Genomic DNA, 24,713 nt, shown 5'->3' on the forward strand with positions numbered 1-24,713 from the left:
CGCCTACTTCTCCCAAGGAGCCTTCACGGGGAAGAATTTTTCCAGGAAGTCCGTCACCATGGCCGCACGTTCGTCGGCGTGGACCTCGGGGAAGCTGCCATCGTTGAGGCAGAACAGGTCCATGTGGCGCTTGGCGAGGAGCTTCGGAAGATAGTGCAGCCCGGACCACAACGTGGTGTCCACGTACTTGACCCGTGCTTTGGTCTGGGTCACGGCCCGGCCGGTCAGAAGCGCGTAGTAGTGGTAGAACGAGTTGGTGACCGAGATGTTGTCGGCCGCCCGGAAGCGGCTTGCCGCGGTCTTGGTGAACTCGTTGGGGAATTCGCGTTCCATCTGCTCCACGACGCTGCGCCGCAGGGGAGCCGCCGTGTGCTCAAGGTGCCGGGTGGTGATGCGGCCGAACCGTTCCCACAGCAGTTTCCGGTTGACTCGGGCGGCGTTCTCGAAACCACTGCGCTCCGCGTCGTTCTCGCCCAGGCCGATCCGGGTGTCGGCTTCGATGAACTTGGTGATGCCGCCGGGAGTGAAGAACATGTCCGGTCCCACCGGGCGGCCGAAGAACATGTCGTCATTCGAGTAGAGGAAGTGCTCGGACAGGCCCTCGATGTGGTGGAGCTGGCACTCCACGGCCTGCGAGTTGTGGGTAGGCAGGACGGTCGGATCGGTGAAGAATTCCTCGCTGCGCACGATGGTGACCTTGGGGTGGTCGGCCAGCCAGGACGGAGCGGGTGAGTCGGTGGCGATGAAGATCCGCCGGATCCAGGGCGCGAACATGTGCACGGAACGCAGGGCGTACTTGAGTTCGTTGATCTGCCGGTAGCGGGCTTCGTGGTCGTCCCCTTCGCCCAGCACGGCGTTGGCCTGCTGCTTGCGCCGGGCCGCGATGTAGGCGGGATCCGTGCCGTCCACCCAGGAGAAGACGATGTCGATGTCGAAGTCGATGTCACTGGCGTGGTCGGCGAACATGTTCTCGATCGTGGGCCATTCCAGGCCATGCCGGTTCACGGTGCCGCGGACGGCGTCCTGGCGCATCAGCGTCCGCCGGGTCAGGGAATTCTCCACCGGCAGCTCCAGGTGGTTGCCTTCAAACCGCCACAGTTCCAGCTGGACACCCAGGCCCGGGCCGTAGGACAGGCCACCCGTGGGCTCAACGCGGGGTCGGTACAGGCGGAAAATCCTGGCCTTGCGGTTGGCCGAGAGTTCCCCGTCGGCCACCAATACGGAAGCCTTCTTCTTGGCGTCGACGGTCATGGAGTAGAAGGGTTCGTTGCGGAAGGCGGCCACCAGGGCTTCGCGGACCTGCTTGCGGGACTCCCAGTCGACGGCGATGACCGGCCGCTCGTCGTTTCCGCGGACCAGGATAAAGTCAACGCCCTGGGCATCGAGGGCGGCACGGACCGCCAGGAGGTCCTCGATCATCGCCTGTTGCGGGGTGAGGTCGGCGTTCAGCAGGGCGTAGCGCCCGCGGTGACGGACGACGTCGGGCCTGTGCTTAAGGTGGGCAACAACGGCAGGCGAGACCGCCTCGGCGACCGCATCCTCTTCTACGGTGGGGCTGCCGTGGTAAATGGGATCGACCTGTGCTTGCGTGATGGCTGTTTCTCCGTAGTCTTTGCGGGTGGATGCGGGGTGGGTGGCTGGCTAGATGGCGAGGGCCTCACGCCAGCTGCGGAGGAAGGCTCCGCCGGCGTCGTCGTGGATCACGTCGTCCGCCAGTTCGAGGTCGGCGGCGGTAAGGATCGGGTAGGGCTTCACCGGAACTCCGTCCGCCGGCCGGACGTCTACGTGCTTGACCTCGTGATCGTTGTGGTGCAGCCAGTCTGCCATGGCGTAGTCGGTGCGCGAGTCTCCCACGGTCCGCCACGACAACGGGGTAATGCCCTGGGCAGCCAGCAGTTCCACGGCGCGGCTGGCACCGAGGTCCTTGCCCAGCCGCACCGATTCGATGTCGGTGGAGATGATGGTGGGGTCGAGGCGGTAGTCTGCGGTGTCATCCGAGCCGGGCGCATGGTGGTCAAGGATTGCGGCATTGAGTCCGTGCCGGTTCATGATGTCCAGGGCATCTGCGTCGAAGAGCTTCTGTTCGGCAAGGTAGTCCTCGCTGGCCACCTCCACGTGCTGCTCCACGGATACCATGGCGCGCTTGGTCTCGTCGAAGAACATATGCCCGGCGTAGTCCTCCGCCACCAGCCGGCGGATGTCATCGCCGTAGGCCTTGGGCACTGACAGCTCGCGGTCCACGTGGATCGGGCCGGGGCCCTCGGCCGTGTAGCTGAACCAGACAGCGCCCTTCTCGCAGATCGCATGGATGACGGTCCCGGCGGGCATGCCGGCGGCGATCATGGGTGCCATCACCTGCTCGCTGATGAAGGCGTCCGAGCGTCCGGTATTGAAGATCACGGGAATGCCCGCAGAGGCCAGTGCCACGAGGTCGGCAATGATGTCCGGTTTGACGTCGCGCGTCACAGGGCTGGCGATGGGGCCGTCCACGTCCAGCAGCAGCGCGAGGGCGGGTGCGGTGCGGGCAGTGGTCCGGCGGGTACCTTGCAGCGGTTGGGTCATGCCCCTATTCTGTCAGCCCCCGGGCCGTGCATCCCAGCTATGACGCCCCACGTCGATAGTCACCATTTGGCTACAACCTGCGTGTGCCGCCGGTCACAAGTTCCGTTGCGGCGGCATCTTCCATAGGCTTGCAGGGTGATCTTCAAAGCTGTGGGCGAGGGACGCCCGTACCCTGACCATGGATATTCGGCGCCGCGTGACTGGGCTGCCCTGCCTCCCCGCCCCGTACGCCTGGACGAGCTGGTGACCACCAAGCGGACGCTCGACCTGGAGGCCCTGCTGGCCGAGGATTCCACGTTCTTTGGTGATCTCTTCCCCCATGTCGTGCAGTACCAGGGGGTCATGTACCTGGAGGACGGACTGCACAGGGCGGTCAGGACGGCGCTGCATCAAAGGACGGCCATCCACGCACGCGTGCTGGTGATCGATGGCTAGGCAACGGCGGCGTCCCAAGGATGTGACGCAGCTGCATGGCCACCACGTGGTGACGGGTCCGGAGCTCCGGGCCACCTTCACCGAGGGTACCCAGCCGCCCCGCGGTCACTTCGCCCGCCGGGTGCTGCATGCGGTGGTGCTTGTCCTGCTGGTTGGCGTGATCGCCGCCGGCGCAGTAGGGGCCTGGGCGGTCATGAGCGGGGTCATCAAGGTTCCCACGGCGGCCTCCAGCAAGGCGCCCACCAGCCTTTGCCCCACCACTACCTTCGACTACCTGCCCAACGAGTCCGTAACGCTCAACGTCTTCAATGCCACATCGCGGGGCGGGTTGGCCGGGACCGTGGCCGAACAGTTCACGGCCCGCGGCTACAAGGTGGCCGGGGTGGACAACAGCGACACCGCCTATACGGGCGTGGGCGTGGTGGTGTCCGGCGTCAAGGGGCAGGCCGCAGCTTTCAACGTCCAGCGCAACCTGGCCGGGACCGACTACTTCCAGGACAACCGCGAGGACGAGTCCGTGGATGTCATCCTGACGTCCGGCTACCAGGGCCTGGTTGATGCTGACAAGGTGGACAAGAGCCCGGGCATGCTGGCGTGCCCGCGGGAGAACCTGCGGATCGCCGATAACTCAAAGTGGCCGATCGTTCCCACCCTCCCGGCCAACCAGTAGCGCAGTGCCCACCGGAGCTTGTCCGTACAAGCGGACGGGCCGGTTGGCCTCGTCGAACTGGGCGCCGGCACCCAACTGGACGAACCGCACCGTTTGCGCTGTCTGGATGTCGACGTCGGAGGCCGGCGACGGCGGGGGAGTGTCGCCGTCGGGCGTTCGGTTGCGTCGTGCGGCGCTGGCGGACAGGGTGCCGTGGATAAGCCGCGCAAGCTGGGCGACGTCGATGTCCGGTAGGTAGCCCTGCCGTACGCCGTCGTTGAGGATGTCCTCAAGCAGGACGTTCAGCTCACCCACGTGGTCCGCCAGTTTGGCGAAGGAGCCCGGGGAGAGGACGGCGGCCATGGCCGGCCCGGGTGGCAGGTGCCGGCGGCTCAGGTCCTCCACTTGGGCGCGCACGTAGAGCGCAAGCCGGTCCACGGGGTTCTCCAGGGCGGCGAGCGAGTCGCGGAGGTCGCCGATGAAGCGTTCGGTCTCGTCCAGGGCGTACGCGATCAACAGTTGTTCCATGTCCGCGTAGTAGTTGTAGACGGCGGTCCGGCCCACTCCTGCATGGCGGGCGACGTCTGTCATGGTGAGCCCCGGAAGTCCGTGGGTGAAGAGGAGCTCGCCGAAAGCAGTCAGGATCCGGCGCTGCGTCGCGGCTCGTTGGGCAGCATTGGTAGGGGCCGTGATCCTTGGCATATAGACACTTTACAGTGATCTGTCACTAAGAGTGGCAGGTTTGCGCTCACAAACTCGCGTACCATCAGGGGACCGGACAAAAACTCAACAAGGGGGACTGTTGCGCGCAACGGTCAAGGATGTGGCGCGCCGAGCAGGGGTATCGCCCAAAACCGTATCGAACGTCATGAACGGGGTCGTGCCGGTCAGCGCTCCCACGCGGCTGCGGGTGGAGCAGGCCATGGCCGAACTCGACTACGTCCCCAACCTGTCCGCGCGCGGCCTCCGCAACGGCCGTTCGGGAGTGATCGGCCTGGCGTTGCCGGACCTCGCAACCCCTTTCTCCGCTGAGATAGCCCACCACGTTGTGGACGTGGCCCATGAGTTGGGCTGGAGCATCCAGATCGAGGAAACGGGCCTGGATCCCCAGCGCGAGCAGGAACTGATGACCAGGGCGCGCTCCAACCTGATCGACGGGTTGATCCTCAATCCGGTGGTACTGCAGGAGAGCGCGGTAAAAGTGGGGGTGTCCCTGCCTCCCGTTGTCCTGCTCGGGGAGGTCACCCAGCACTTGGCGGACCGGGTGTACGTGGACAGTTTTGGTGCTGCGCGCGACCTGACTCTTGCACTTGCCAAGCCTGGGCGCCGCCGGATCGCCGTGCTGGGCATCAACCAGGGCCGGCACTCGTCCACCGCGATCCACCGGGCCGCGGGGTATGAGGCCGCCTTGGAATCGTTGGGCATCACGCCCGACGATGAGCTGTTGATCCGCTGTGAACGGTGGACCTCGGAGTCGGCGGCGCAGGCCCTGGATGAATACCTGGAATCCCATCCCCTCCCGGAGGCCCTTTTCTGCTTTACGGACTCATTGGCGCTGGGTGCACTCAATGCGTTGTGGAAGCGGGGGATCCGGGTGCCGGATGACATTGCCGTGGCAGGGTTTGACGATATTGCCGACGGGCGGTTTGCGGTCCCGCCGTTGACCACGGTCTCCTTCGACAAGCGGGCCATTGCTTCGGAGGCGTTGCGCCTGTTGATGGAACGCATGGGAGACAGGCACCGGGAGCAGCGGGTGGTGGAGGTGGACTACTCGATCGTGGAACGGGCCAGCAGCGGTCGGTGAAAGGGACTTTGCCGCAGAATTGTGTGCGCTAACAATTTTCTCTTGTTCTTATTTTTACAACGATGTAATGTGAGACCTGCGTCACCCCGGGGCCACCATTTACCCACACGAGGAGACGCTACGGATCCGGACTTTAGTGCAGCAGTGTGTGTCCTTTCAGCGGACCCTTCCAAAGGAGTGATGGGTGAAGCAGTTTGAATCTTTGGCCGGGAGAAGTTTGTCCCGGCGACAGTTATTGGCCGGCTCAGCGCTGCTTGGCGGTGGGCTCTTGGCCACGGGCCTCTCGGGGTGCGGCGGGACTGCCGGAGCCGCCCCCAAGGAGACCATCAACTTCTGGCATCTCCTCTCCGGAGGGGACGGCACCAAGATGCAGGCCATGATTGCCAACGCCAACAGCCTCAACGCCGGCTTCAAAGTGCACCCAACGGTGCTGGCCTGGGGCCCGCCGTACTACACCAAGCTCGCCATGGCGTCCGCTGGCGGACGGCCGCCGGAAGTCGCCATCATGCATGCCAGCCGGGTTCCCGGCTACGCCCCGGGTGGCCTCATTGAGCCCTGGGACCTGGACCTGTTGGCGGAGAACGGCATCACGCCGGAGAACTTCGCGCCGCGCATCTGGGAAAAGAGCCGGCAGGACGGAAAGGTGTTCTCGCTCGCCCTGGACTCCCACCCGTTCATCATGTTCTACAACACGGACATCGCTGCCAAAGCAGGGCTTCTGGAAAGCAATGGCCTGTTGCAGGAGGTGACGTCGCCGGAAGGGTTCAAAGCCATGGCCCTGGAGATGCAAAAGGTCACCAAAGCCCACGGCCTCTCTTTTGGTTACCTGAACCTCGGCTCCCAGATGTGGCGTCTGTTCTACACGCTCTACAAGCAGCACGGAGCTGACATTGTGCTGACACCCGGCCAGCCCATGCAGGCCGACCGGGACGCCGCCGTGGAATCGCTGGAGTTCATGGCCTCGCTCTTTGACGACACCATCGCGGCCAAAGGCAACGACATCAACACCGGCATCGCCGAGTTCGTCCGGGGCGACTCCGGAATGCTGTTCAGCGGCGGCTGGGAACTGCCCACCATGAAGAAGGCAAAGCTGCCCGTTGATGCGCTCACCATTCCCACCCTCTACGGGACGCCGGCTGCCTACGCCGATTCGCATTCGTTCGTCCTTCCGCGGCAACTCGTGGCTGACCAGGACAAGCGCAAGGACGCCTACAAGTTCGTCAGCGACATCCTCAAGGGTTCGTTGTCGTGGGCAGAGGCAGGCCACATTCCCGCGTACCAGCCCGTGGTGCAATCGCAGGCGTACAAAGAGCTCACCCCGCAGGTCCACTACGCCAACGCGGCGGACATCATCTCTTACGATCCCGAGGCCTGGTTCAGCGGGTCAGGCTCGGACTGGCAGAACTACTTTGCCGAGTTCATCCAGAACGTGCTTCTGGGACGCAGCAAGGCGCAGGACGGGTGGGACGGCTTCGTGGACCGCACCAACGACCTCCTGTTCCGGCCCAACCCGGTCTGACCGGCATCAGCACACCGAGCGACAAAGGAGTCCTTCATGAGTTCCTCTACAGTGTCCCGGCAGACCCGCCAACTACGGACAACACCGGCACCCGGCAGCAAGGCCGGCCCCTCCCTGCGCAGAAGCAGGGACAACGTGAGCGGCTGGGCGTTCTCGGCCCCGTTCATCGCATTCTTCCTGGTATTCCTTATATGGCCCATCCTGTACGGCTTCTACATGAGCCTGACCGGCAAGTCCCTCACAGGGGCCAATGACGCCCTCATCGGGTTCGCCAACTATTCCGAGGCCTTCGCCGATGCCGGAATGTGGCGTTCCCTGGGCAACACCCTGTACTTCACGGTGATCAGCACGGTTCCGCTGGTGTTGGTTGCGTTGGCCATGGCGGCGCTGCTGAACATTGGCCTCCCGGCCCAGTGGTTGTGGCGGCTGAGCTACTTTGCACCGTACCTCCTGGCCTCCACCGTGGTGTCCATGTTTTTCGTGTGGATGTACAACCCGCAGCTTGGCCTGATCAACGATTTCCTGTCCAAGTTCGGCATCCCGAAAGTCGGGTGGCTCAACGATCCGAATGTGGCCATGTGGTCGATTGTGATCGCAACGCTGTGGTGGACCGTGGGATTCAACTTCCTTCTTTACCTGGCCGCAATGCAGAACATCCCGGTCCAGCACTATGAAGCGGCATCGCTGGACGGAGCCGGCGCCTGGCGGCAGTTCTTCTCCATCACCCTGCCCCAACTGACGCCCACCACCGTGATGATCGTGCTGCTGCAGATCCTTGCATCCCTCAAGATCTTCGACCAGATCTACCAGATGACAGCGGGCGGTCCGGGTGGCTCCACCAGGCCCGTGGTCCAGTACATCTTCGAAACCGGGTTCACCGGGTACCGGCTGGGATATTCCGCAGCCATCTCCTACATCTTCTTCGGACTGATCGTGATGGTGTCCGTCATGCAGTTCTTCGTCACCCGCCGCAGGAGTGCATAGCCATGGCAACCACCACCCTCTCCCGTACCGTTGCGCCAGCCACAGACCGCCAGGTCATCCGGCAACCACGCCGGAAACCGACCGTCGGAAAGATCATCGCGATCGCCGTCGCAGCCGTCCTCGCCGTCCTTTGGCTGATCCCCTTCGCCTGGGCGGCAGTTACCGCTTTCAAGACCGAAGCGGATGCCTCGGCGTCGAAGGTCAGCTGGATCCCGCCGTCGGGCTTTACTGTCGACGCATTCGCCAGCGTGTTCCAGGCCGGCAACATCCCGTTGTGGACGTGGAACTCGCTCTACACCTCCGCAGCCATCACGCTCATCACGCTGGTGATCTCCGCCCTCATCGCCTACGCGCTGTCCAGGATCGAGTTCAAGGGCAAGAAGATCCTGATGGCGGCCATCATCGCCAGCATCATCGTGCCGCCACCGGTGCTCATGATTCCGCTCTTTTACCAAATGCTCGCGTTCAAAATGATCGATACGCCATGGGCCATCATCCTTCCGCAGGTGATCCACCCGGCCATGGTGTTCGTGCTCAAGAAGTTCTTTGACCAGATCCCGCGTGAACTTGAAGAAGCCGCCGTGATGGATGGGGCCAGCCGGCTCCGCATCTTCCTGCAGATCATCCTGCCGCTGTCCCGGCCCATCCTGGCTGCGGTCGCCATCTTCACGTTCATCGGCGCGTGGAACAACTTCCTCTGGCCGTTCATCTCCACCAATGACGACTCCCTGCTGACGCTCCCCGTGGGCCTGCAGACCATCAAGAGCGCCTATGGCGTGCAGTACGCGCAGAACATGGCGTCAGCTTTGTTGGCCGCACTGCCGCTGATCATCGTCTTCCTGTTCTTCCAGCGCCAGATCATCAAGGGCATTTCCACCACCGGACTTGCCGGCACCTGACCGGCCAGCTTTCCAGCCATCACAAAACTTAAGGAGATCCATGTCCCGCGCACGCATCACCCTCGACCGCGACTTCACGGTCGGAGAAGTACCCCGCCGCCTGTTCGGCTCCTTCGTGGAGCACATGGGCCGCTGCGTCTACACCGGAATTTACGAACCCGGGCACCCTGAAGCAGACGAGCACGGATTCCGGCAGGACGTCCTGAAACTCGTCAAGGAACTCGGCGCCACGGTGATCCGTTATCCGGGCGGCAACTTCGTCTCGGGCTACAACTGGGAAGACGGAATCGGCCCGCGCGAAAACAGGCCCCGCCGCTTGGACGGTGCCTGGCACACGGTAGAGACCAACGCCTTTGGTCTGCACGAATTCGTGGACTGGTCCAGGCAGGCCGGCACCGAAATCATGGAAGCCATCAACCTGGGCACCAAGGGAGTGGAAGAAGCCCGCGCGATCGTCGAGTACTCCAACCACCCGGGAGGCACGTACTGGTCGGATCTGCGCGCCAAGAACGGCCACAAGGACCCGTTCGACATCAAACTCTGGTGCCTCGGCAACGAGATGGACGGGCCGTGGCAGATCGGACACAAGACGGCCGATGAGTACGGCCGCTTGGCACAGGAGGCCGCCAAGGCCATGCGTTACGTGGATCCGTCCATTGAACTCGTAGCGTGCGGCAGCTCAAAATCCGCGATGCCCACGTTCGGCGAGTGGGAGCAGACTGTCCTCACGCACACTTATGACGAGGTGGACTACGTTTCCCTCCATGCCTACTACTTCGAAGAGGAAGGCGACGTCGGCAGCTTCCTGGCATCCGCCGTCGACACCGATTTCTTCATTGAGTCGGTCATTGCCACCGCCGACGCAGTCCGGGCCAAGGGCAAGCACAAGAAGCACATCAACCTGTCCTTCGACGAGTGGAACGTTTGGTACCAGCGCGGCCGGGACACCGAGGACCAGTTGCGCAACATCGTCAAGGGACCGTGGCGTGAACATCCGCGCGTCATCGAGGACAAGTACAACGTCACGGACGCCGTCGTGGTGGGCACGTTGCTCAACTCGCTGCTCCGGCACGGCGACCGGGTCAAGATCGCCAACCAGGCGCAGCTGGTCAACGTGATCGCGCCGATCCTGTCCGAAGAGAACGGGCCGGCGTGGAAGCAGACCATCTTCCACCCGTTCGCGCGCATGGCCGAGCTCGCCAAGGGGCAGATCCTTCAGCTGGGCGTGGACTCGGACAAGTACTCCAATGCCCGCTTTGGGGACACGGACCTGGTGGATGTCAGCGCAACCTGGAACGAGGAGACCGGACGCGTTGCGCTGTTCTTCGCCAACCGCGGCCTGGAGGAGGCGGCTGACATTGAGACCGCCCTGCGTGGCTTCGACGCACGGCAGGTAGTGCGGGCGGAGGTCTTGGAGATTCCCGACGGCGGCGACCGGTTCACGATCAACAGCCAGTCCCAGCCGGACCGGGTGGGTTTGAAGCCTTTGGAGAACGTCAAGGCAAGTGGCTCGGAGCTTCGGCTGACGCTGCCCGCCCTGTCCTGGGCCGTCGTCGAGCTTGAGGTCGCCAAAGCCTAGCCCGGCACCCAACTGGGTCGCAGTTAAGCGCGTTTTGAGCGCTCAAAACGCGCACAAATGCGACCCAGTCGGGCTAACGGACGACGGCGGGTGGCCGGGTTAAACGGCGCAGCCGTCGGGGCCGCAGGCCTCGGCATCGGAGGCGCCGACGGGAATGAGCGGATTGGCTTCCTGCCAGGCTTGGTTGAGTGCCTGGCTGAAGAGCTTGGCGGGCTGCGCGCCCGAGATCCCGTACTTGCGGTCGATGACGAAGAACGGGACTCCGGTCACGCCGATGGCACGGGCCTCGTTGATGTCCTGGTTCACTTCCTCCGTGTACTTCTCTGAAGTGAAGAGTTCAGCGACTTCGGCGGTGGGCAGTTCGAGGGCAGCTCCAAGGTCTTTCAGGTATTCCTGGTTGCCGATGTCCTTGCCGTGCTCAAAGTGGTCGCTCAGCAGGCGTTCCTTGGCGGCATCCTGCTTGCCGTGGGTGGCCGCGAGGTGGATCAGCCGGTGCGCGGTGAAACTGTTGGCCACCACCACCTGGTCGAAGCGGTAATCCAGGCCCTCGCCCTTCGCGGTCTCCGTGACGTGGGCGAACATCTGCTTGACCTGCTCCGGAGCCATGCCCTTGCGCTTGCTCAGGTAATCCAGTTCCGTACCGTCGTAGTGCCCGGGCACGGAGGGGTCCAGCTGGTAGCTCTTCCACTGGACCTGCACCGAATCGCGGTGTGCAAACTGTGCCAAGGCAGTCTCAAAACGGCGCTTGCCGATGTAGCACCACGGGCAGGCAACGTCCGACCAAATCTCAATCTTCATGGTTTTGCCAACCGTGAAGGCTGCGGGAGCATTCCGGCGCTGACCTGTTACTTTCCTCACGGGGCTAATAGCCTTGAAGCGGGTTATGAAGTCAGCCCGTGGTTTGGGGGTGTGCGCGAAGGACCCCGGAATGCGCATCGGACTCATAGTTGGACCATGGTTTACCGTGCCGCCCGAACGCTACGGCGGAACCGAAAGAGTAGTGGATGCCTTGGCCCGGGCGCTCGCCGACGCCGGCCACGACGTATTGCTGGCGGCGACATCGGACAGCACCTGTCCCGTGCCGCAGGTACCGGACCTCGGGCCCAGCGAGCCGGACGAGCTGGGGTTTTCCTTGAGCGAACTGGCCCATGTGATCAAGGCCTACGGTGCGATGGACGGGGTGGACATCATCCACGACCACACTTTGGCCGGCCCGCTCTACGCCCACCGGCCGCCGGGAATCCCGGTGGTCACCACCATCCACGGTCCCCTGAATCATCAGTCGACCGGCCTGTACCGGGCGATGGAGGGGGACACGGCCATCGTCGCCATCTCCCACGACCAACGCGGCCTGGTCCCGGACCTTAATGTGTCAGCCGTCATCCATCACGGACTGGACCTCTCCACGGTGTCAGTCGGTCCAGGAGACGGGGGCTACGCCTGTTTCGTCGGGCGCATGTGCCCGGACAAAGGGCTCATGGAGGCAGTGTCCATTGCCCGGAAAGCCGGGGTTCCCCTGCGGATCGCCGCGAAAATGCACGCCAAGGATGAACAGCTCTTCTACCGCGAGGTTGTGAAGCCGGCGCTGGGTCCCGATGAGGAGTTCCTGGGTGAACTGTCCGACCCGGAAAAGTATGAACTCATGGGCGGTGCTCTGGCGCTCATCAATCCCATCCAATGGCACGAGCCCTTCGGCCTGGTCATGATCGAATCCCTGGCCACGGGTACTCCGGTCCTGGCCACACCCATGGGAGCAGCGCCGGAGATCATCCGGCATGGGCAGACCGGCTACCTTGCCGGAGTGGACGGGTTGGCCGGCTTCGTGGATGCGGCAGCACGCCTGAGCCGCGCAGACTGCAGGCGCTCTGTGGACGACTACTTCAGTGCCGGGCGGATGGCTGCCGAACACCTGGACCTCTACGCCCGTGTGATCCAACAATTCAAAGGTAAAGGGGTATCGGGGAGCGCGCCGGTGCAAGAGAATCGAAGCCAGGCCCTCTAGCGCAGACGGCCGGACCATCCCGGGATCCCATGGAGGAGGCCTGACGGCCATGACAGCTTGGAACGCCGACACCGAAGCCGGTGCCTCGGAACTGGGTGCCGTAACCGTCGTCGAAGGCTCTTCCTTTTGTATCTCCTCCCACTCGGGTGACGTCCACGGTGGCGGCTCCCAAGGGGCTTATTACCAGGACACCCGGATCGTCTCCATGTGGGTCCTGCGCGTTAACGGTGCACTGAGGGAACCATTGGTCGCCAGGAATCCCACGGCTTTCCAGGCCGAGTACGTGGGCCGGGCGTGCTCCTCGGACGGGCGCTTCGATAGTCCCTTGGTGGTCAGGCACCAGAGGCATGTGGGCGCCGGACTCCGGGACGACCTGACCATCAGGAACTACTCCGGCCAGCCTGCACCCTGCGAGATCGAACTGCTGGTGGATGCGGACCTGGCAGACCTCTTCGACGTCAAGGGCGGACGGTCCGGCCGTGCGGGTGCAGTGACCAGGACAGCACATAAACGCGAGCTCCATCTCGAGGCCATCCACCCCAACGGCGAACGGCGCGGGGTGGCGTTCCGGGCATCGGGTGCCAGGGCCACGGAAAAAGGGCTCACCTTCCACATCACCATCCCACCCCGCAGCCAGTGGAGTACCAGTGTTGTGGCTGTTCCCCTGGTCAACGGCAAACGACCGGACGAGCCATTCACTGAAACCACGCCCCTGCACCACACCACCGGTGCCCGGAGGCACATCGCCTGGACCGAACACGTGCCCAGGATCGAGGTTACGGACCGCAACGTGGACCAGACCCTGGAACGGAGCCAAAGCGACCTCGGTTCCCTTCGGATCTTCGACCCGAACCACCCCGGGCGGGCAGCCGTGGCTGCCGGTGCGCCGTGGTTCATGGCCCTGTTCGGGCGGGATTCCATCCTGGCCTCCTACATGTCCCTCATGGTGGACCCCGGGCTCGCGGCCGGAACGCTGCAGACGCTCGCGGCACTGCAGGGCACCACCGTGGACGTTGACTCTGAAGAGGAACCCGGCCGGATGCCGCACGAAGTCCGCCTGGGAGTCACAGCCGGGCTATCCCTCGGCGGCACCGCGTATTACGGAACCGCCGACGCGACACCGCTTTTCGTCTCCCTGCTGGGCGAGCTCAGCCGATGGGGCCTGGGCTCGGACATCATTGAATCCCTGCTTCCCCACGCCGATCGCGCCCTGGCCTGGATCGAAGAGTTCGGTGACCGCGACGGAGACGGTTTTGTGGAATACCAGCGGCCCAACACCCACGGACTGGTCAACCAGGGGTGGAAGGACTCGTGGGACGGCATCAACTTCGCTGACGGCACCATGGCCGGGACACCGATCGCCCTGTGCGAAGTCCAGGCCTACTCCTACGCGGCTTACGTAGCACGCTCCCTGCTGGCACGCGCGGCAGGTGATTCCGCCGTCGAACGCCGTTGCGCCGACCGGGCCGAGGCGCTCAAGGAGGCTTTCAACAAAAGCTTCTGGCTTCCGGACAAGGGTTACTTCGCCCTGGCGCTGGACAAGGACAAACGGCCCGTGGATTCCTGTACATCCAACATGGGGCACTGCCTGTGGGTAGGCATCGTTGACGAGGACAAGGCAGGACTGGTGGCCGAACGGCTGATGTCGCCCGAGATGTTCACAGGGTGGGGGATCCGGACGCTTGGTTCGGACATGGGAGCCTATAACCCCGTCAGTTACCACAACGGTTCCGTCTGGCCGCACGATACGGCGCTCGCCGCCACGGGACTCATGCGGTACGGCTTCGTCAAGGAAGCCAGCCGGGTAGCGCGCGGATTGTTCGACGCCGCCGAGCACTTCGGCGGCCAACTCCCGGAGCTGTTCTGCGGCTTTGACCGTGACGACTTTTCGGCGCCGGTACCGTATCCGACGGCGTGTTCCCCGCAGGCGTGGGCGGCTGCGGCGCCGATCCAGCTCGCCAGGATCCTGCTGAGGTTCGATCCCGATTTCACCCGGAACGTCCTGCATCTCGCGCCGATCCTGCCGGATTCACTGGGGAAGTTCCAAGCGGAGAACGTGCTGCTGGGCAAGTCGCGGATCACGGTGCAGGCGTCGGGTTCCTCGGGGACGGTGACCAACCTGCCCGAGGGGCTCCAGTTGCGGAGCGACCCGCGGCCGCCGTTGACGGGAGACATGTTCGGCTAGTCAGAGTGCGTACTCCATCACAAAGTCGTGCTCCACGGAATCGCCGAGCTTGAAGGACTTGGTGCCCACCCGCTGGAAGCCAGACTTCTCGTAGAACCTGATGGCCTTCGCGTTCTCGCTGTTCACGCCAAGCCAGACGCCGGCCGCACCCTTGTCCGCCGCGTCGGCCAGGGAGGCCCTCATCAGCCGTGACGCTGCACCCTGGCCATGGTGGTCGGGGTGCACGTAGCACTTGCTGAGTTCGGTTGATGGCAGGGCCGAAAGGACCGCGGCGACGTCCGGGTCGCCTGCCGGTTTGGCGATCAGCATGGTGTAGCCGTTGAGCTGCCCGCCGTCGTCGAGCACCAGGATGGTGATATTCGCGTCGGTGAGGTAACCGGCAAAGCTGGCCTCGCTGAGGTTCTTTTCGAGATGGGCCTGGATGTCGTCCGGCGAGGCGCCGGGAGGGCAGGCCAAGGGGAACGTGACGGCGGCCAGCTCCGCCAGCTTTCCGGCGTCGTCCGCTCTTGCCGTGCGGATGGTTTCGGTCATGTGGGTCCCCCTGGGGTTGAAACGGAAAATGCCCTCAAGAACGCATCTTAAGGGCATTTTCCGTGCGGGGAGTCCTTAGTCGGCCTTGACCGCCAGGACCGGGCAGTCCGCTTCAAGCAGGATTCTTTGCGAAACGCTGCCCATGATGAGCTTGCCCACCGGGCTGCGGCGGCGGAGGCCGATCACGATGAGCTCGGCATGGTGTTCGTCTGCCGCATCAAGGACTTCGGCGGCGGCGTCGTGGCCACGGACCGGCTGTTTGATGATGTGCTGGATGCCGTGGTTTGCCAGGCGCTCTTCGATGTTCTGGATGTCCGGTTCCTGGGCGTACCGGTTGTCCACCAGGGCGTCGCCTTTGGACGAGTTGATGACCAAGAGGGTGGCATTGTTCTTCTTGGCCTCGGCGATGGCCTGGGTGAGTGCCGCCTCGCCTTCCGGGGTTGGGACGTATCCCACCACTATGGTCATGGGTTCTCCTGTTTCTGGGGCTCGGGATGGTTGTTCGGGGTGTGGAGGGCGGGACGGTTGCGCCGGATCATCTTGAAGACCAGCGGCCACGCCAGGACGAGGGCCACGATGATGTAAACCACGACGGCGATCGGCTCGCTGAAGAGCCCGGCGGGGTCGCCCGCGCTCAGCTGCAGGGTCTTCCGGAGTTGGCCCTCGATGCGCGGGCCGAGGATCACGCCGAGGATGAGTGGCAGGACGGGAAGGCCGAACCGCCGCATCATGAAGCCCAGTGCGCCCAGAACCAGGAGGATCACCAGGTCGAAGGCCTGCAGGTTGACCGAGTAGGCGCCCAGGGTGGCAAAGAAGAGGATGCCCGCATAAAGGTAGGGCCTGGGGAGCTGGAGCAGCTTGGCCCATACGGGAGCCAGCGGCAGGTTGATCAGGAGCAGCAGCAGGTTGCCGATGAACAGGCTTGCGATCAGTGCCCATACCAGGGGGCCCTCGCTGGAGAACAGCTGCGGTCCGGGCTGGATGCCGTAGGTGGTGAACGCTGCGAGCATGACGGCGGCCGTTGCGTTGGTGGGCAGGCCGAGGGCCAGCATGGGGGTCAGGGTCCCCGCCGCTGCGGCGTTGTTGGCAGCTTCCGGCCCGGCGACACCCTCGATGGCCCCCTTGCCGAACTCCTCCGGGTGCTTGGAGAGACGCTTCTCCGTGACGTAGGAGAGGAACGTGGGAATCTCGGCCCCGCCGGCGGGAAGGGCACCGAACGGGAACCCGAAGGCTGTGCCGCGGAGCCATGGCTTCCACGAGCGCCCCCAGTCCTTGCGGCCCATCCAGGGGCGGCCGACGGGGATGACGTGGAGCGGGGTCCGGCGAAGATGCGCCGCGACCCAGAGTGCTTCACCCACGGCGAAGATCGCCACGGCGACCACCACAATGTCCAGGCCGTCTGCCAGGAGCGGTTGCCCGAAAGTCAGCCGGCGTTGCCCGGTGACGGAGTCGATGCCCACCAGTCCGATGGCCAGGCCGAGCGCCAAGGAGGCGAAGCCACGCAGGCGCGAGGAGCCAAGTACGGCCGTGACAGCGAGCAAGGCAAGGACCATGATCGCGAAGTAGCTGGGCGCGCCCAGGCTGACGGCGAACTCCACCACCACGGGCGCGAAAACAGCCAGGAGGGCAGTGCCTATGGTGCCGGCTACGAACGAACCGATGGCCGCCGTCGCGAGCGCCTGGGCTGCACGCCCGGCCTTGGCCATCTTGTTGCCTTCGATCGCCGTCACCACTGACGACGATTCACCGGGTGTGTTGAGCAGAATCGACGTGGTGGAACCGCCGAACATGCCGCCGTAGTAGATGCCGGCGAACATGATGAACGCACTGGTGGGCTCCAGGGCGTAGGTGACCGGCAGCAGCAGGGCCACGGTCATGGCCGGGCCCAGTCCGGGCAGAACGCCCACGGCTGTGCCAAGGAGCACGCCAATGACGGCGAACATGAGGTTCATGGGGGTGAGGGCGGTGGCGAACCCGTCCATCAGTGAGGACCAGACGTCCATTAGAGGATTCCTTCCAGGAGCCCGGCCGGCAGGGCGATGCCCAGGCCGAGGTAGAAGCCGTAGAAGGTCAGCAAGGAGAGGGCAATCGAGATGAGCCCGTCACGGATGTAGCGGCGGCTGCCCAGGGCGAGCACGCTGCCCCAGAACAGGACCGTTCCGGAAATGACCCACCCGGCCCAATCGATCAGCAGGATGTTGAGGATGAACGCGCCGGCCAGGGGCAGGACGGTCTTCCAGTCCGCGGGGTGTGCCAGGTCCACGTCCTCGCCGCCTTCGGCTTCCCCCTTGCCGCCGCGGAGGACGTTGATGGCCAGCAGGACTGCGCACACGATCAAGAGGCCGGCAACGATGAAGGGAACGGTCTTTGGACCTACAGGGTCCGACTTCGAATACGGGGTAACCAGGCCGTTGGCGTCAAGGAAGACAAGGACGCCGGCCGCGCCGAGCAGGAGGGAAACCCCCAGCTCGGCGCGGCCTTTCAGGCCTGTTGCTGCAGTGCTCACGCCAACCCAAGCTTGGTGAGCACGTCCGCCACCCGCTTGTCCTGCTCGGTCAGGAAGGTCTGGAATTCGTCACCGGTGATGAAGGCATCGGTCCAGCTGTGGGTCTTCAGGGCTTCCTTCCAACCGGCGGATTCGTGCATCTTCTCCAGGGCCGCGATCAGGGACTTCTTGTCCTCGTCGCTGATTCCCGGAGGGGCCACGATTCCGCGCCAGTTGGTGAACACGAGGTCGATGTTGGATTCCTTCAGCGTGGGGGCATCCACGCCTTCCAGCCGGTTCTCGCCGCTGGTGGCCAGCACACGGACTTCACCGGACTTGATCTGCTGCAGGTATTCACCGGCGCCCGAAGCTGCGAAGCCGAGTTTGTTGCCGAGGATGGCCGGGAGCAGGTCCCCACCGCCGTCGTAGGAAACGAAGTTCACTTTGGTGGCATCGATGCCCACGGCACCTGCAAGCTGCATGGGCAGGAGGTGGTCCGGGCCGCCCGGGGAGGAACCGCCGCCCACGGAGATGGACGCGGGGTCGGCCTTCCACGCCTTCACCAGGTCATCGATGGTCTTGTAGGGGGAGTCCTTGCTGACCATGATGGCGCCGGGTTCTTCGATGAGCCGTGCCAGCGGGGTGGTCTCGGTCAGCTTGGATTCGGACTTGTTGGTGTAGCTGGCCCCCACCACGCCAAGGCCCATTAGCATGGTGAGGTCGCCGTTGCCCTTTTCATTGACAACGCGCGCCAGTCCAACAGTGCCGCCGGCTCCGGCAAGGTTGAAGACCTCGGTGTTGGTGGAGATCTTCTCGTCATCGAGGACCTTGGCCGCGGCACGCGCCGTGGTGTCGTACCCGCCACCGGGCGTGTTGGGGACCATGATCTGGAGGCCGGTGACCGGGCCGGCTGCGCCGGTGCTTTCGGAACCGGTGGAGTTCTTGCCGGTGGCACCGCAGCCGGTGGCCATCAGGGCGATGCCGGCGGCGACGGCGGCAAGGCGCAATGCGCGGATCTGGCGCATGGTGTTCCTCTTCTCAACGATGAAAATTAGGTGCAGGGCGGACATCGGTGTGCCCCGTGAATCGATGCTAGGTCCGCAGGTGACAGGGATCACTCTTGTGTTCGCAGTGATCGTTAAGTTCATTGCGTTCACCAGCAGGCAGCGAATGGTGACGCCTGGGGTATAGTTCCGGTACTCCTGCCGGACAACACCCAGCCCCTGTCCAGGCCCGGGAGCCACCCAAAAAGGATCCATGCCGTGACTCGACGAAGAGGGATGTCCCTGGCGGGGCAGTACCTTGTCCTGCAGTTGCTGATCGTCCTGGCCGTTCTTGTGGCAGTCGTCGCCATCTCGCTGGCGCAGTCAGCGGCAACGTTCGAGCGGACCGAAGGCCGCAGGGCCTTGTCCGCCGCCGAAGCCCTGGCCAGCAACCCCACAGTGCGCGCGCTCCTGCCCGCCGCCGAGCCCCGCGCCGGTTCAGCCCTCCCTGCCGTGGCTGAATCGGTCAGGACCGTCTCCGGGTCGTCGCATGTTGCGCTCGCCAAGCTGGACGGCACCGTGGTCGCCGCCTCTGATCCCGGAATTCTGGGCAAGCCCCTGCCCCTTGGCGACAGCCGCGTGGGCGAGGGGCGGGCCTGGACGGGAGTCGTCGGCAGTGGCGGAGCCGCTGTGCTCTCAGCCCACGTGCCCGTGCTGGACGACTCCGGGACCATGATCGGCATCGCCGCCATCAGCCGGAACTACCCATCCACCATCGAACGCCTGGGTGACGCTGTTCCCAACCTCCTGACCTATCTGGGGGTGGCAAGCGTTCTGGGAGTTGCAGGGGCATTCCTGCTGTCCCGCCGGGTAAAGCGCCAAACACTGGGCATGGAACCGCACGAAATCACCGGTTTGGTGGAGAACCGCGAAGCCATGCTGCAGGGGCTGAAGGAAGGCGTGGTTGCCTTGGATCCCCACGAACGCATCACCGTAGCCAACCACAGCGCCCGGCAGTTGTTGGGCCTTCCGGAGGATTGCGTGGGGCGGAAGATCCGGTCCCTGCACGTAGACCCGGCGCTTAAGACCGTACTCACCCGCGACCAGGACACCCCGGACCAGTTGGTGCTGGTGGGGGACCGGCTGGTGGTCATGAACCGGGTGGCGCTCCGCTCCCATGACCGTGACATTGGCTCCGTCACCACGCTGAGGGACCGCACCGAGCTCTCATCCCTGGAACGTGAACTCGGCGCCACCCGCACCGTCACGGACACCCTCCGAGCCCAGGCCCACGAGTTCGCCAACCAGTTGCACGTGATTTCCGGCCTGATCCAGCTTGAGGATTATGATTCCGTGGTCCAGTTCGTCAACGGCGTCACGGTGGACCGTACGCGCCTCAACGACGACGTCACCAGGCGTATCGAAGACCCGGCGCTCGCCGCCCTCCTCATCGCCAAAGCCAGCCTCGCCGCCGAACGCGGCGTTGAGCTGCAGCTGGATCCGATTGCTGCGCTGCCGCGCGTTCAGGAGGAACTTTCCCGCGACCTCACCACCGTGGTGGGGAACCTCGTGGACAACGCGTTCGACGCCGTCACCGGCCTTCCGGGGGCAACGGTCAGCGTGGTGGTGGCTGATGGAGACAACGAGGTAACCGTCAGTGTCCGGGACAACGGACCGGGGGTCCCGGACACCGACGTCGAGGAGATTTTCCGGCAGGGGTTCTCCACCAAGGAGCGCGCACCAGGGGATGCCCGTGGTTTCGGCCTGGCCCTGTCCCGCGTCATTTGCCGGCGCTCCGGAGGCGACCTCACGGTGGCCAATGACCAGGGGGCAGTATTTACAGCGACGTTCAGCAAAGGGGCAGATAAACCGTGATCAAGGTCCTGATTGTCGATGACGACTTCATGGTGGCCAAAGTGCACGCCGGTTTCATTCAGCGCACGGAAGGGTTCGGCGTTGTGGGGGTGGCCCACACGGGAGCGCAGGCGCTGGAAGAGACCCGGCGCCTGCAGCCGGACCTGGTGCTGCTGGACATCCACCTGCCGGACATTAACGGGCTTGACCTGATGCACCGCTTGCGGGAGGTGGCACCGGAACTGGATGTCCTGGTGATCAGCGCCGCGCGGGAGGTGGAGACAGTCCGCAAGGCCCTGCGCGGCGGGATCGTGCACTACCTGATCAAGCCGTTCTCCCAGGCAGACCTCCAGGAACGGCTGAACCACTATCTCAGCGCCTATCAGGGCCTGGACGCTTCCAAGGACGTAGCTGAGCAAACGGATGTGAATCGGGTGTTCGGGCTGGGCAGCACCGGGCGTTCCCTGCCCAAGGGCTGCAGCGTGGAGACCCTCGAGCGGGTCCAGGCAACGCTCCGTTCCGCCAGCGGCGACCTCTCGGCCGCGGAAGTCGCCGAACATCTGGGCACGTCACGGGTGAGTGCCCGCCGATACCTTGAGTACCTCCACGACGAAGGTGCCGTGGACGTGAAGTTGAAGTACGGCGTCGGGCGTCCTGAAAGGCGCTATGTGCTCAAGCCGCGGTGAAGCCGCTCGCCCGCCTTGGCGATCCGGATCAATTCGGCGGCGCTTCCTTCAGGCCTCCACGCGGGGAGCCAGACGGCGCGAAGCGACCTCGTGAGGTCCAGGCCCTGGACGGGTACGGCGATGAGTTGGCCGGTGGCCAGTTCTGCGGTCACGGCAAGCTCGCTCAGCACCGCCACGGCAGCACCTTCAATGGCGGCCGCTTTGACGGCAACGGTGCTGGCCAGTTCCATCCGTGCCTCATGCAGCGGGGCGCCCGAACGCTCAAGGGCCCTGACCAAGGTGTCGCGGGTTCCCGAGCCGACTTCCCGAAGGGCAAGGTCGGAGGCGATCAATTCGTCCGGCTGGACGGGGACCCGCCGCCGTGCCCAAGGGTGCGTTGTCCCCACCACCACAACCAGTTCGTCGCGGGCCACGGTGGTTGAAGCAACAGTCCGCGGCAACGCCGGAGTCTCGACGAAGCCCAGGGGAACTTTCCCGGCGGCCACCTGCTCCAGGACCTCGCCGGAGTTTCCCACCGCGAGGCTGACATGCAGGTCCGTGTGTGTCCGGCGGAAACGGGCCAGCCAACGTGGGGCCAGGTATTCCGCAATGGTCAGGCTGGCCGCAACCGTCAGGTGGGCCGCCCGTTCCTCGGCAAGCGAGCGGGCTCCCAGGATCATCCGGTCCATTGCGCCGAGTGCCTCGCGGGCCCACGCCGTGACAACCTCGCCCTCATTGGTGACACGGGAACCGGCAGGAGTACGGACCACCAGGGTCAGGCCCAGTTGCCGCTCAAGCCGTGCCAATGCGCGGCTGGCGTTGGGTTGTGCCATGCCCACACGGCGGGCGGCAGCGCCGACCGACCCCGTTTCTGCCACCAGGACCAGGATTTCCAAGGCGGTGAGGTCTGGTCGGCTGCTCATGCGTGGACGATATGCCTCCGTGACAGCTCATGTCAATTAGGCATGGGTTCAGGCTGAAACGACGGCTACCGGGGGCCGCGGATTCGGGGGATCGTGGAAGTATGACCACAACCAGGGCAACCGCCCAAGCCGAACCGGGGCTGTCTGCTGCCATCCGGCGTCGTGACCGCCTCCGCGCCCTGGCACCCGGGCTAGCCGCCTGTGCGGTGGCGGTGGCGTCGGCTTTCGGCATTCACGCCCTGTTGCCGTCGCTTCCGGCCATGACCCTTGCCGTGGTCCTGGGGATTGCCGCCGCCAACGTGCCCGGAACTGCAGCTTGGGTTGGCGGTGCCTGGCAGCCGGGTCTCCGCTTTGCCGGTAAGCACCTGATGCGGGCCGGCATCGTCCTGCTGGGGCTCAAGCTAAGCCTGGGGGACATCGCCGCCTTGGGCTGGCAGGCCTTGGGGCTCATCGTGGCGGTAGTGCTGCTCGCTTTCGCCGGCACGTATGCCTTGGGCAAGCTGTTCAAGCTCCCGGGCGATGCTCCGCTGCTCATCGCCACGGGGTTTTCGATTTGTGGTGCCTCGGCCATCGGGGCCATGGCGGCTGTCCGGGGAACAAAGCACCAGGACACCGTCCTGCCGGTTGCCCTCGTAACGCTCTGCGGAACCTTGGCCATCGGCACCTTGCCCCTGCTCATGCATCCGCTGGGCCTGGACACGGTGACGTTCGGGCGATGGGTGGGAGCATCGGTCCATGATGTGGGGCAAGTGGTGGCCGCAGCCCAGACTGCCGGAACCGTGGCCCTCGGCGCTGCCGTGGTCATCAAGCTCACTCGGGTGGTCCTCCTGGCGCCGATCGTTGCCTCGGCAGGGCTGTGGCAACGGTTTCAGCGCGTCCGCGGATCAGGGGGTCCGGGGACGTTCCCGCCCATTGTTCCCTTGTTCGTGGTGGGTTTCCTGGCCATGATCGTGCTCCGCACCCTGGGTTGGGCTCCGCCCCCTGTCCTGGACCTTGGCGGCTTGGCGCAGGAGATCGCCCTGGGTGCAGCCTTGTTCGGCCTGGGCTCCGCGGTCCGGGTACGTGAACTCCTGCACGCCGGACCACGGTCGCTCGTGATGGCCTTGTGTGCTTGGGCGTTGATCGCGGCCCTTGGCCTGGGGGCGGCGTGGATGATGGCCTAGGACCCGTTCTTGTGGGGGGTTACGCTCCAACCGTCTTCAGGTAGTTCCTGATGCCGTCCACTACCAACCGGTGGTCCTCGTCGGAGGCCAGGCCGGAAGCGGTGATCGCGCCGACCACCCCGGCGCCCCGGACCCGGAGAGGGAAAGAGCCCCCGGCGAGCGTGTAGTCGTCATGGTTGAGCCAGCCACCGCCGAGCGGATTGTGGCCGAGAGCGGAGAACTGCTCGGACAGGAACGCGGTGCTGTGCTCAAACCTGAGTACCGAGTTGGACTTTCGCCGGATCCATTCCTCCTGATCGGACGTGGCGCCGGGAAGCACGCAGCGGAAGAGGACGATGTTGTGGCGGCGGATGTCTACTGCCACCCCAAAGCCCTCGGCGATCGCGTGGTTGGCGATCAACGACCCCAGCCGCCAGGCGTCACGGTGATCGAACGAAGCGAAAACCAGTTCTTCCTCCTGCTGCCGCAACTCCTGCAGGGGTGGTGAATCGCTCATGCTCGATCAGCCCCGTAGCCCAGCCCGATCTGCCGGCGGATCTCATCCATGGCGGCCATGATGGCAACGCTCTCGGACGGCGGAAGGATGGTTCCCATGGTTTCGCCGGACTTCACCAGGCGCTCCACCTCGGCGGCCTGGAACTGCATGCCCCGGCTGCCGACGGGTTCATCGAAACGCTCCAGGACCGTGCCATCCGTGGCAAACACAGTGAACGGGACGGGATTGTACCAGGTATGTTCGATATCGATCCACCCCTCGCTGCCGATCACCAGGGCCCGGTTGGCGCTCGCCGCATCCAGTTCGCAATCCACCACGGCCTGGGCGCCGTCGTCGTAGTCGAAAATAGCGGCAGTCTGCCGGTCCACGCCGGTGGCCGTCATCGACGCGCTCGCCCGGATGGACGAAGGAGCACCGAGGATGTCGAACGCGAAGGAGATGGGGTAGATGCCAAGGTCCAGCAGTGCGCCGCCACCGAGGGCGGGGTCGTTGAGCCGGTGCGCGGGGTCCTTGGGCAGGCTTTGATTGTGGCTGGCAATGACTTTGCGGACCTCGCCGATGGTCCCGGCCGCGATGATTTCGCGGATGCGGACCATGTGGGGCAGGAACCGCGTCCACATGGCTTCCAGCGCCACGAGCCCCTTGCCAGCGGCCGCCTCGGTCACCTCCCGCGCCTCCCTGGCGTTCATGGTGAACGACTTCTCCACCAGCACGTGCTTGCCCGCATTCAAAGCCAGGAGAGCATTTGCGTGGTGCATGGGGTGCGGGGTGGCGATGTAGATGACGTCCACATCGGGATCAGCCGCGAGGTCCTCGTAGCTGCCGTGGGCGGTCGCGATGCCGTGGTGTTCAGCGAAGGCCTTGGACGAGTCCAGCGACCGTGAGCCGACGGCCTGGACGGTAAACCCGTTCTCACGGAGGTCCCGGGTCTGCAGGTCCGCAATGAACCCCGTTCCAAGGATTCCCCAGCGAATGGTTCCATCAGAAAGTGACAC

Annotated in this window: 24 protein-coding genes; 12 read left to right on the top strand and 12 right to left on the bottom strand. The window is 64.7% G+C overall.

All coding sequences use genetic code 11. From position 1 onward, the window contains the following. Positions 1-3 precede the first annotated feature (3 nt). Together ACSVIE_RS19250 and ACSVIE_RS19255 are read right to left on the bottom strand one after the other, a co-directional pair. Complete coding sequence (locus tag ACSVIE_RS19250) at positions 4-1,593, bottom strand: stealth family protein (protein WP_442424904.1); 1,590 nt, start codon at positions 1,591-1,593, stop codon at positions 4-6. Between the two features lie 48 nt (positions 1,594-1,641). Next, positions 1,642-2,562, bottom strand: a complete 921-nt coding sequence (locus ACSVIE_RS19255) for a hypothetical protein (protein WP_442424881.1) — start codon at positions 2,560-2,562, stop codon at positions 1,642-1,644. A 135-nt stretch (positions 2,563-2,697) separates the two neighbouring features. Between ACSVIE_RS19255 and ACSVIE_RS19260 the strand changes: the two genes are divergently transcribed. Together ACSVIE_RS19260 and ACSVIE_RS19265 are read left to right on the top strand one after the other, a co-directional pair. Continuing rightward, complete coding sequence (locus ACSVIE_RS19260; RefSeq protein ID WP_021471645.1) at positions 2,698-2,997, top strand: type II toxin-antitoxin system VapB family antitoxin; 300 nt, start codon at positions 2,698-2,700, stop codon at positions 2,995-2,997. Between the two features lie 22 nt (positions 2,998-3,019). After that, a complete protein-coding gene (locus ACSVIE_RS19265) occupies positions 3,020-3,667 on the top strand; it encodes a LytR C-terminal domain-containing protein (RefSeq protein ID WP_426005868.1) in 648 nt (215 codons plus the stop codon). Here the strand turns inward: ACSVIE_RS19265 and ACSVIE_RS19270 are convergent. Further along, positions 3,626-4,348: a TetR/AcrR family transcriptional regulator gene (locus ACSVIE_RS19270; RefSeq protein WP_442424882.1), complete on the bottom strand. Its 723-nt coding sequence runs from the start codon at positions 4,346-4,348 to the stop codon at positions 3,626-3,628. The two genes, ACSVIE_RS19265 and ACSVIE_RS19270, sit on opposite strands and share 42 nt — an antisense overlap. Positions 4,349-4,448: 100 nt before the next feature. Between ACSVIE_RS19270 and ACSVIE_RS19275 the strand changes: the two genes are divergently transcribed. The 5 genes from ACSVIE_RS19275 (at position 4,449) to arfA (ending at position 10,431) form a co-directional block, all read left to right on the top strand. Further along, positions 4,449-5,450, top strand: coding sequence for a LacI family DNA-binding transcriptional regulator (locus ACSVIE_RS19275; RefSeq protein ID WP_442424883.1), 1,002 nt, complete (start codon positions 4,449-4,451; stop codon positions 5,448-5,450). Positions 5,451-5,634: 184 nt separating this feature from the next. Beyond that, positions 5,635-6,969, top strand: coding sequence for an extracellular solute-binding protein (locus ACSVIE_RS19280; RefSeq protein WP_442424884.1), 1,335 nt, complete (start codon positions 5,635-5,637; stop codon positions 6,967-6,969). A 36-nt stretch (positions 6,970-7,005) separates the two neighbouring features. After that, positions 7,006-7,953, top strand: coding sequence for a carbohydrate ABC transporter permease (locus ACSVIE_RS19285; RefSeq protein ID WP_426005875.1), 948 nt, complete (start codon positions 7,006-7,008; stop codon positions 7,951-7,953). A 2-nt stretch (positions 7,954-7,955) separates the two neighbouring features. Continuing rightward, on the top strand, positions 7,956-8,852 hold the full coding sequence (locus ACSVIE_RS19290; RefSeq protein ID WP_426005876.1) for a carbohydrate ABC transporter permease: 897 nt from the start codon (positions 7,956-7,958) through the stop codon (positions 8,850-8,852). A 40-nt stretch (positions 8,853-8,892) separates the two neighbouring features. Beyond that, positions 8,893-10,431, top strand: coding sequence for an arabinosylfuranosidase ArfA (gene arfA, locus ACSVIE_RS19295; RefSeq protein ID WP_442424885.1), 1,539 nt, complete (start codon positions 8,893-8,895; stop codon positions 10,429-10,431). Between the two features lie 99 nt (positions 10,432-10,530). Here the strand turns inward: arfA and ACSVIE_RS19300 are convergent, their stop codons facing one another. After that, the gene (locus ACSVIE_RS19300) at positions 10,531-11,229 is read right to left on the bottom strand and encodes a DsbA family oxidoreductase (RefSeq protein WP_442424886.1); all 699 of its coding nucleotides are present in this window, start codon (positions 11,227-11,229) and stop codon (positions 10,531-10,533) included. Between the two features lie 130 nt (positions 11,230-11,359). On the opposite strand from ACSVIE_RS19300, the gene ACSVIE_RS19305 reads away from it, so the two are divergent. Next, positions 11,360-12,433, top strand: coding sequence for a glycosyltransferase family 4 protein (locus ACSVIE_RS19305; protein WP_426005880.1), 1,074 nt, complete (start codon positions 11,360-11,362; stop codon positions 12,431-12,433). Between the two features lie 49 nt (positions 12,434-12,482). Continuing rightward, positions 12,483-14,618, top strand: a complete 2,136-nt coding sequence (locus ACSVIE_RS19310; RefSeq protein WP_426005882.1) for a glycogen debranching N-terminal domain-containing protein — start codon at positions 12,483-12,485, stop codon at positions 14,616-14,618. On the opposite strand, the gene ACSVIE_RS19315 is transcribed toward ACSVIE_RS19310, so the two are convergent. The 5 genes from ACSVIE_RS19315 to ACSVIE_RS19335 all read right to left on the bottom strand — a co-directional run bounded on the left by ACSVIE_RS19315 (position 14,619) and on the right by ACSVIE_RS19335 (position 18,659). Further along, positions 14,619-15,149: a GNAT family N-acetyltransferase gene (locus ACSVIE_RS19315; RefSeq protein ID WP_426005883.1), complete on the bottom strand. Its 531-nt coding sequence runs from the start codon at positions 15,147-15,149 to the stop codon at positions 14,619-14,621. It abuts the gene before it with no gap. A gap of 75 nt (positions 15,150-15,224) precedes the next feature. Further along, complete coding sequence (locus ACSVIE_RS19320; RefSeq protein ID WP_426005885.1) at positions 15,225-15,617, bottom strand: universal stress protein; 393 nt, start codon at positions 15,615-15,617, stop codon at positions 15,225-15,227. Then, positions 15,614-17,152 carry a tripartite tricarboxylate transporter permease gene (locus tag ACSVIE_RS19325; RefSeq protein ID WP_426005886.1) on the bottom strand — a complete coding sequence of 513 codons (1,539 nt, stop codon included), beginning with the start codon at positions 17,150-17,152 and terminating at the stop codon, positions 15,614-15,616. Before ACSVIE_RS19325 ends, ACSVIE_RS19320 begins: the two co-directional genes overlap by 4 nt. Further along, positions 17,152-17,655, bottom strand: coding sequence for a tripartite tricarboxylate transporter TctB family protein (locus tag ACSVIE_RS19330; RefSeq protein ID WP_426005887.1), 504 nt, complete (start codon positions 17,653-17,655; stop codon positions 17,152-17,154). Before ACSVIE_RS19330 ends, ACSVIE_RS19325 begins: the two co-directional genes overlap by 1 nt. Further along, positions 17,652-18,659: a Bug family tripartite tricarboxylate transporter substrate binding protein gene (locus tag ACSVIE_RS19335; protein ID WP_426005888.1), complete on the bottom strand. Its 1,008-nt coding sequence runs from the start codon at positions 18,657-18,659 to the stop codon at positions 17,652-17,654. The genes ACSVIE_RS19330 and ACSVIE_RS19335 overlap by 4 nt, the downstream gene beginning before the upstream one ends. Positions 18,660-18,914: 255 nt before the next feature. On the opposite strand from ACSVIE_RS19335, the gene ACSVIE_RS19340 reads away from it, so the two are divergent. After that, positions 18,915-20,492 carry an ATP-binding protein gene (locus ACSVIE_RS19340; protein ID WP_442424905.1) on the top strand — a complete coding sequence of 526 codons (1,578 nt, stop codon included), beginning with the start codon at positions 18,915-18,917 and terminating at the stop codon, positions 20,490-20,492. Next, entirely contained in the window at positions 20,489-21,157 is a 669-nt protein-coding gene (locus ACSVIE_RS19345; protein WP_442424887.1) for a response regulator, read from the top strand. The genes ACSVIE_RS19340 and ACSVIE_RS19345 overlap by 4 nt, the downstream gene beginning before the upstream one ends. Here the strand turns inward: ACSVIE_RS19345 and ACSVIE_RS19350 are convergent. After that, positions 21,136-22,059 (bottom strand): LysR family transcriptional regulator, encoded by a 924-nt coding sequence (locus tag ACSVIE_RS19350; protein ID WP_442424888.1) that lies wholly within the window; start codon positions 22,057-22,059, stop codon positions 21,136-21,138. The two genes, ACSVIE_RS19345 and ACSVIE_RS19350, sit on opposite strands and share 22 nt — an antisense overlap. 101 nt (positions 22,060-22,160) lie before the next feature. Here ACSVIE_RS19350 and ACSVIE_RS19355 point away from each other — a divergent pair, with 101 nt between their 5' ends. Beyond that, positions 22,161-23,222, top strand: a complete 1,062-nt coding sequence (locus ACSVIE_RS19355; protein ID WP_442424889.1) for a YeiH family protein — start codon at positions 22,161-22,163, stop codon at positions 23,220-23,222. Positions 23,223-23,241: 19 nt separating this feature from the next. Here ACSVIE_RS19355 and ACSVIE_RS19360 read toward each other — a convergent pair whose 3' ends face one another. Both ACSVIE_RS19360 and ACSVIE_RS19365 read right to left on the bottom strand, forming a co-directional pair. Continuing rightward, positions 23,242-23,718 carry a heme-degrading domain-containing protein gene (locus tag ACSVIE_RS19360; protein ID WP_442424890.1) on the bottom strand — a complete coding sequence of 159 codons (477 nt, stop codon included), beginning with the start codon at positions 23,716-23,718 and terminating at the stop codon, positions 23,242-23,244. After that, positions 23,715-24,713: a Gfo/Idh/MocA family protein gene (locus ACSVIE_RS19365; RefSeq protein WP_442424891.1), complete on the bottom strand. Its 999-nt coding sequence runs from the start codon at positions 24,711-24,713 to the stop codon at positions 23,715-23,717. The genes ACSVIE_RS19360 and ACSVIE_RS19365 overlap by 4 nt, the downstream gene beginning before the upstream one ends.

It is taken from the genome of Paenarthrobacter sp. NCHU4564, assembly GCF_052156435.1.
Classification (GTDB): domain Bacteria; phylum Actinomycetota; class Actinomycetes; order Actinomycetales; family Micrococcaceae; genus Arthrobacter.

Bases quoted from the DNA above. Each gene is read 5' to 3' on its own strand.
- ACSVIE_RS19255 (WP_442424881.1), bottom strand. From the start codon at position 2,562: ATGACCCAACCGCTGCAAGGTACCCGCCGGACCACTGCCCGCACCGCA.
- ACSVIE_RS19270 (WP_442424882.1), bottom strand. From the start codon at position 4,348: ATGCCAAGGATCACGGCCCCTACCAATGCTGCCCAACGAGCCGCGACG.
- ACSVIE_RS19285 (WP_426005875.1), top strand. From the start codon at position 7,006: ATGAGTTCCTCTACAGTGTCCCGGCAGACCCGCCAACTACGGACAACA.
- ACSVIE_RS19290 (WP_426005876.1), top strand. From the start codon at position 7,956: ATGGCAACCACCACCCTCTCCCGTACCGTTGCGCCAGCCACAGACCGC.
- arfA (WP_442424885.1), top strand. From the start codon at position 8,893: ATGTCCCGCGCACGCATCACCCTCGACCGCGACTTCACGGTCGGAGAA.
- ACSVIE_RS19300 (WP_442424886.1), bottom strand. From the start codon at position 11,229: ATGAAGATTGAGATTTGGTCGGACGTTGCCTGCCCGTGGTGCTACATC.
- ACSVIE_RS19305 (WP_426005880.1), top strand. From the start codon at position 11,360: ATGCGCATCGGACTCATAGTTGGACCATGGTTTACCGTGCCGCCCGAA.
- ACSVIE_RS19310 (WP_426005882.1), top strand. From the start codon at position 12,483: ATGACAGCTTGGAACGCCGACACCGAAGCCGGTGCCTCGGAACTGGGT.
- ACSVIE_RS19315 (WP_426005883.1), bottom strand. From the start codon at position 15,149: ATGACCGAAACCATCCGCACGGCAAGAGCGGACGACGCCGGAAAGCTG.
- ACSVIE_RS19320 (WP_426005885.1), bottom strand. From the start codon at position 15,617: ATGACCATAGTGGTGGGATACGTCCCAACCCCGGAAGGCGAGGCGGCA.
- ACSVIE_RS19325 (WP_426005886.1), bottom strand. From the start codon at position 17,152: ATGGACGTCTGGTCCTCACTGATGGACGGGTTCGCCACCGCCCTCACC.
- ACSVIE_RS19335 (WP_426005888.1), bottom strand. From the start codon at position 18,659: ATGCGCCAGATCCGCGCATTGCGCCTTGCCGCCGTCGCCGCCGGCATC.
- ACSVIE_RS19340 (WP_442424905.1), top strand. From the start codon at position 18,915: ATGTCCCTGGCGGGGCAGTACCTTGTCCTGCAGTTGCTGATCGTCCTG.
- ACSVIE_RS19350 (WP_442424888.1), bottom strand. From the start codon at position 22,059: ATGAGCAGCCGACCAGACCTCACCGCCTTGGAAATCCTGGTCCTGGTG.
- ACSVIE_RS19355 (WP_442424889.1), top strand. From the start codon at position 22,161: ATGACCACAACCAGGGCAACCGCCCAAGCCGAACCGGGGCTGTCTGCT.
- ACSVIE_RS19360 (WP_442424890.1), bottom strand. From the start codon at position 23,718: ATGAGCGATTCACCACCCCTGCAGGAGTTGCGGCAGCAGGAGGAAGAA.